Origin of the sequence: uncultured Nostoc sp., assembly GCF_964247315.1 — a bacterium.
GTDB lineage: Bacteria > Cyanobacteriota > Cyanobacteriia > Cyanobacteriales > Nostocaceae > Nostoc.
This window is the reverse complement of the sequence record NZ_CAXTTT010000169.1, coordinates 6,292-12,424: the sequence shown is the minus strand read 5'-3', so window position 1 is coordinate 12,424 and position 6,133 is coordinate 6,292. Positions and strand designations below refer to the sequence as shown.

Here is a 6,133-nt window from a genome sequence, read left to right as displayed (position 1 = left end):
GTGTTTGGCGTGGCGTTTGGCGTGGCGGTAGGCATGGCGTTTGGTGTGGCGGTAGGCGTGGCGTCAGGCGTAGCAGAAAAAATTGATGATGAATATTTCAATTCGCTGATGATAACAGGCTTGTTCTTCGGTATACCAGGAGGGCTAGGCTTTGGTGTAGCGTTAGGCGTTGCGTGTGGTGTTACTTTTGCTGTGCTGTTCTTTCTGGGTATCACTATCAACTTATGGCGACCAATAGTTTTATACCCATCACTCCAATTATGGAATTTAGCACTTTATCGGTTAGAAAAAAACCGCATCAACCAGGTTTCTATTTTATTAAGATTGTCTAATATATTTCCTGATCGAATTAATCAAAGGCGCAACAATGAGACATTTCTAGAATCTATATTACCTTTGCCTTCTCAACAAATTGAGAGAAGTACTGATGAGTATTCCAGTTCATTACGCTATCATTCAGCCTTTTGGGATCAATTTCAACGCATACCTTTATATGGCTTAGATAAGTACTTACTTTTAGTCATAGAACATAACCCAAGCGAGGGTGAAGCAGCCATTCGTTATCTCAATGAAAGTAACCAAAATTGGGTTGTTCAAATTTGCAAAGATGCACTAAGCCTAAGAAAATGTGGTGATGTAGAAGCTATACGTCAGGTTCATCGCACCATAGAAATTGATGAATTAGGGAACTCAATTAATTCTGTCCTACGCATCTTTACTCGCATCAGTCAGGATGTAGACGCAGCATTAGAACAAAAAAGTGATTACAACCAACGTCTAGCTCTCAATCCTGTAGCAGACCGTTTAAATCAACAGTTAGAAAACTTTAATCGCAGTAATAATAAATATGCTCATTTATTTCTACCTTTTGCTAAAAAATGGCTGGATATAATCAACAAATATATAAAAAAACTAGCTATCAAAGTTGAACAAAATAAAGAAATTGACAACCCTTATATTATTGGTGTACCGCTTACACTAGAGCGAGAAATTTTCACGGGGCGTGATGACATTGGTCTACGCATTGAGCAGTTACTTTTAGATCGCCGTCGTCCACCTCTGCTACTCTACGGTCAGCGACGTATGGGTAAAACTTCCCTGCTCAATAACATCGGGAAGTTACTACCTAATGCCATCATCCCCATGTTTATAGACTTGCAAGGCGCAGCTTCATCAGCTAGTGACCATGCAGGTTTGCTCTACAACTTGGCTAGAGATATGAAGAAGTCAGCAAAAAAGCAAGGTGTAACTCTACCGTCCCTAACCCGCGAAGTCATAGAATCCGACCCCTTCACCTATTTCGATGAATGGCTAGATAAAGTAGAACAGGCTCTAGAACAAAATACCGCCTTACTAACGCTAGATGAATTCGAGGTGCTAGACAACGCCATAGCCAAAGGTCGCTTTGATGAACAGGATGTTTTGGGAATGCTGCGTCACCTCATCCAACATCGTCCCCGCTTCAAGGTGTTACTGGCTGGCTCTCATACTATCGAAGAATATCAGCGCTGGGCTAGTTATCTAATTAATGTCCAAATAGTGCATATCTCGTACCTCAAAGAAGCGGAAGCACGACAATTAATTGAATGTCCTGTCAAAGATTTTACCCTCCGCTATGAACTCAACGCCGTTGAGCGAGTACTGCAACTCACCCGTTGTCACCCATTCTTAGTACAACTACTCTGTGCAGAAATTATTGTCCTCAAAAACGAGCAAGACCCCTCTGTTCGGCGATTAGCAACTTTCGCGGATGTGGAAGCAGCAATACCAGAAGCTTTGCAAAGTGGCGGCTTTTTCTTCGCTGACATTCAAAACAATCAAGTAGACGCTACTGGACAAGCTATTCTACGTTTTATCGCCGCTCAAGGGGAAGGGGCTATAGTTAGCCACCAAATTTTATTGCAACGGTTTTCTAATGCTGATATTACACTCAAATTGCTGTTGCAACGTGAGTTAATTGAGGAAGTTAACGACGGCTATAGCTTCCAGGTGGACTTGATTCGCCGCTGGTTTATTTGAATCATGTCTGATAAGTTAACTTCTGACAAATACTATTTGTGCTGGCGTAATTGCTCTACTATATATTCTTCCAGTTCTTGTTTTTCTCTATTACTAGCATTTCGTTGATAAGTTCTTCCGGTTTCTTGAATAAACCTACGTTTCTCGCTGGGAGAAGATTTAAGTTTACCTCCAGTTCCTTGCAGCTTTTGCTGTAATTCTTCCCAAGTCTTTTCACCCACACTTTCACCTAGTTTGACCAGTACTTTTGGGAGTAACATTTTCGCCTCTCGTTGAAAATCTTCTTCTGTCTCAAGGGAAGCTAAATCTATATTGCTGAAGTCGATATCAATTTGAAACTTACTCATAAAATTGTATTTCTTCTGTTCAAAAATATTACCCCAATTGGGGGAAGATGGGTTTTCAATTTTCAACTACGATTGCAAGATAGTATGATTGTACTGTTTAAAGTTGATAACTGATTTGAAAATATCAATTCCAAAAGTTGATAGAATACTTTCGGTAGTATAGCCCTACTTAATCATTCAGAACAAGATTCCCGACTTCTTAAAAGTAAGTAGGTAATCTGAGCCTTTTGATTTTCACTTATATAATAAAATTACTATATCTTCAGAAAGAAGACATATTATTAATCTCCGTACAACCAAGTTAGCAATATTAGAAATGCTATCTTAAAGGCAAGGTCATTTGCTCAAACTTTGAGGATAATACTATGACTACAACCCTAAAAGAGGCTAATTCTATTGAGTCATTGCTAGGTAAAGAGGCAGAAGACCTACTTACCCACAAAGCAAAAGTTTCTCGTGATTTAATACATTTGCCGGGCCCAGACTTTGTTGATCGAATCTGGCTCAACAGCGATCGCAATCCTCAAGTATTGCGTAATCTCCAGTTACTTTATTCTACTGGTCGTCTAGCAAACACAGGCTATCTCTCGATTCTACCGGTAGACCAAGGGATTGAACACTCAGCAGGTGCGTCTTTTGCGCCCAATCCGATTTACTTCGATCCAGAAAATATTATCAAATTAGCGATCGCCGCAGGTTGCAATGCTGTTGCTACCACTTTGGGAACATTAGGTATAGTTTCGCGCAAATATGCCCACAAAATTCCCTTTATTGCCAAAATCAATCACAACGAATTGCTGACTTTCCCCAATCAATTTGACCAAGTATTGTTTGCTGATGTCGAACAAGCTTGGAATTTAGGGGCCGCCGCCGTCGGTGCGACAATTTACTTTGGTTCAGAGCAGTCTACCAGACAAATCCAAGAAATCAGCCGAGCTTTTAAACGCGCCCATGAACTTGGTTTAGTGACTATACTTTGGTGTTATCTGCGGAATAACGCTTTTAAACAAGACAAAGATTACCACCTTGCGGCTGACCTCACCGGACAGGCGAATCATTTGGGTGTAACCATTGAAGCCGACATTATTAAACAAAAGTTACCCGAAAATAACAATGGTTACGGTGCAGTTGCTAAAGCCACTGGTAAGAGTTACGGCAAAACTGATGAGCGGGTTTACACAGAATTGACAACCGACCACCCAATTGATTTAACTCGTTACCAAGTACTGAATTGCTACTCTGGGCGTGTGGGGTTGATTAATTCTGGTGGCGCGACTGGTAAAAATGATTTCGCCGAAGCAATACGCACCGCCGTAATCAACAAACGCGCTGGTGGTTCAGGATTAATTTCTGGGCGAAAAACCTTCCAACGTCCCTTTGAGGAAGGTGTAAAACTGTTTCATAACATTCAGGATGTTTACTTGTCGCCAGATGTGACGATAGCTTAGGGAGTGGGGAGATGAGACAGTAGGAGAAGCAAGGGACAAGGGGGACAACGGGGACAAGGGGGAATTATTGAACAAGTCTCTCCCATGTCTCCCCCCTCTTCCTTGTCTACCTTGTCTCTTCTTCATGCCCCATGCCCAATGCCCAACGCCCCATTGTTATCTAACATTTCTCACTAAGAAATCCGGCTGACCACAACTTTTTTGCGATCGCTTCAAAATCTCGGCGCTACAAATACCAGGTTCACCGTTTTTGGAATAACAAAAGAAGACTTCTTGCAAAAATCTTCCTGAACCTGAACAAAAAGGTGCTACACCATCAGCAGTAATTTGATTATTCGCACTCACAAATGAATTTTTAAAATTTGTAATTGTGGTACGCACGGGTTGATTAGGACGATTATAAGCTGCGGGAATAGCGATCGCATCTTTTAATTGTTTACTCAATCCCAAGTATTCCGCAGGAGTTTTCCCCGAACAAGTACCATGTTTTTCCCATTCATGATCGTAAAGTTTATTACTAGGATACAAATTGGGAAACCGCCGCTTTACTTCCGACGGTAATTTTTGCGTAGAACAATTAGCAGGATAACCAGTTAGATATTGCGGCCACAAACCATGTAGTACAAAACCAAGTTTTCTGCCAGAACCGCACTGCTGCTGGTCACGATTACCATTTGTCGCACAATAATCCGGCGACCAAGAGAGTGTCAGTACATAAAAATCAAATTTACCCGGAGTACCGCGATTTTGAGCAATCGCAGCATTAGGTATAAAAAGACCAGTAATTAGCAGAGAAGATGCAATCAAAAGTTTCTTGATCTGCATAAAAACAGTTAGTTTCCACTAAAAATAAAGTTATATACGATACATTGTTAAGAGTCAATAATTAAAGTTCAGAAATTCTTTCCCTGTTCCCAATCCCCAACGAATTCAGAAAAAGCAAATCTTGGTAGGGATTCTGGGATATCCTTAGATAAGTGAAAGATTTGCCAAAAATAGTAAGAATGAAGCTGGCAGCAAGAGTAAGTCAGGTAACACCTTCATTAACCTTAGCGATCGCAGCCAAGGCTAAGGCACTGAAGGTGGAAGGAATAGATGTTTGTAGTTTTAGCGCTGGAGAACCAGATTTTGATACCCCGGCGCATATTAAAGCCGCAGCAGTCAAAGCTTTGGATGAAGGCAAAACCAAGTATGGTGCAGCCGCCGGAGAACCAAAGTTAAGGGAAGCGATCGCCCACAAGCTTAAAACCGACAACGGTCTTGATTACAAGTCAGAGAATGTGATTGTCACCAATGGCGGTAAGCATTCTCTGTACAACTTAATTGTGGCATTGATCGATGCAGGTGATGAGGTAATTATCCCTGCACCCTACTGGCTAAGTTATCCCGAAATGGTGACTTTGGTCGGTGGTATTCCAGTAATTGTCCCTACAGATGCAACAACGGGTTATAAAATTACTCCCGAACAACTCCGTAAAGCAATCACGCCGAAGACGAAGTTATTTATCCTCAACTCGCCATCTAATCCCACAGGGATGGTTTACACACCAGATGAAATCAAAGCACTGGCGCAGGTAGTAGTTGATGCAGATATCTTTGTTGTCTCTGATGAGATTTACGAAAAGATTCTCTACGACGGTGCAGAACATATCAGCATCGGTTCTCTAGGGAAGGAAATTTTTGACCGCACTTTGATTAGTAATGGGTTTGCGAAGGCTTATTCCATGACTGGGTGGCGTATCGGTTATTTAGCGGGGCCTGTGGAAATCATTAAAGCAGCCAGTACCATCCAAGGGCATAGTACATCTAACGTGTGTACCTTTGCCCAATATGGTGCGATCGCAGCGCTACAAAGTCCCCAAGATTGTGTCAAAGAAATGCGCCAAGCCTTCGCCAAACGCCGACAGGTAATGCTAGACAGACTCAACGCCATTCCCGGATTGAGTACTGCCTCACCAGATGGCGCTTTTTATCTGTTTCCTGATATCAGCAAAACTGGTCTAAAATCTCTAGGATTTTGTGACGCTTTGTTGGAAGAACATCAAGTTGCAGTCATTCCCGGAATTGCTTTTGGTGCTGATGAAAACATTCGTCTTTCCTACGCCACAGATATGGCGACGATTGAAAAGGGAATGGATAGATTAGAGAAATTTGTCAAGTCGCGTATTTAGTTAGTTGTCATTTGTGAGGAGAATTTATCAACTCTTAAACTTTTTAACTCCACCTTTTCGACTCAGAACGGGTGGAGTTCATTTTTAAACCTCAAGTTTCGTGTTCTGAAGCTCAAGTTTCGTGTTCTGAACTTGAAGTTTCATGTTC

5 protein-coding genes are annotated in these 6,133 nt (G+C 41.6%); 3 read left to right on the top strand and 2 right to left on the bottom strand.

All coding sequences use genetic code 11. From position 1 onward, the window contains the following. Positions 1–2,019 (top strand): AAA family ATPase (locus ACFE93_RS31615; RefSeq protein WP_375479603.1); only part of this gene is annotated, 2,019 nt, incomplete at its 5' end. Positions 2,020–2,051: 32 nt separating this feature from the next. Here the strand turns inward: ACFE93_RS31615 and ACFE93_RS31610 are convergent. Further along, positions 2,052–2,366, bottom strand: coding sequence for a hypothetical protein (locus ACFE93_RS31610; protein WP_375479601.1), 315 nt, complete (start codon positions 2,364–2,366; stop codon positions 2,052–2,054). Positions 2,367–2,731: 365 nt separating this feature from the next. Here ACFE93_RS31610 and ACFE93_RS31605 point away from each other — a divergent pair, with 365 nt between their 5' ends. After that, entirely contained in the window at positions 2,732–3,814 is a 1,083-nt protein-coding gene (locus ACFE93_RS31605; protein ID WP_375479599.1) for a class I fructose-bisphosphate aldolase, read from the top strand. 156 nt (positions 3,815–3,970) lie between these two features. Here ACFE93_RS31605 and ACFE93_RS31600 read toward each other — a convergent pair whose 3' ends face one another. Further along, complete coding sequence (locus ACFE93_RS31600; protein ID WP_375479597.1) at positions 3,971–4,639, bottom strand: ribonuclease; 669 nt, start codon at positions 4,637–4,639, stop codon at positions 3,971–3,973. Between the two features lie 179 nt (positions 4,640–4,818). Between ACFE93_RS31600 and ACFE93_RS31595 the strand changes: the two genes are divergently transcribed. Next, positions 4,819–5,985, top strand: coding sequence for a pyridoxal phosphate-dependent aminotransferase (locus tag ACFE93_RS31595; RefSeq protein WP_375479595.1), 1,167 nt, complete (start codon positions 4,819–4,821; stop codon positions 5,983–5,985). Positions 5,986–6,133 lie beyond the last annotated feature (148 nt).

What these genes read in the sequence shown, in the direction of transcription:
- ACFE93_RS31610 (WP_375479601.1), bottom strand. Translation starts at nt 2,366, where the DNA reads ATGAGTAAGTTTCAAATTGATATCGACTTCAGCAATATAGATTTAGCT.
- ACFE93_RS31605 (WP_375479599.1), top strand. Translation starts at nt 2,732, where the DNA reads ATGACTACAACCCTAAAAGAGGCTAATTCTATTGAGTCATTGCTAGGT.
- ACFE93_RS31595 (WP_375479595.1), top strand. Translation starts at nt 4,819, where the DNA reads ATGAAGCTGGCAGCAAGAGTAAGTCAGGTAACACCTTCATTAACCTTA.
- ACFE93_RS31600 (WP_375479597.1), bottom strand. Translation starts at nt 4,639, where the DNA reads ATGCAGATCAAGAAACTTTTGATTGCATCTTCTCTGCTAATTACTGGT.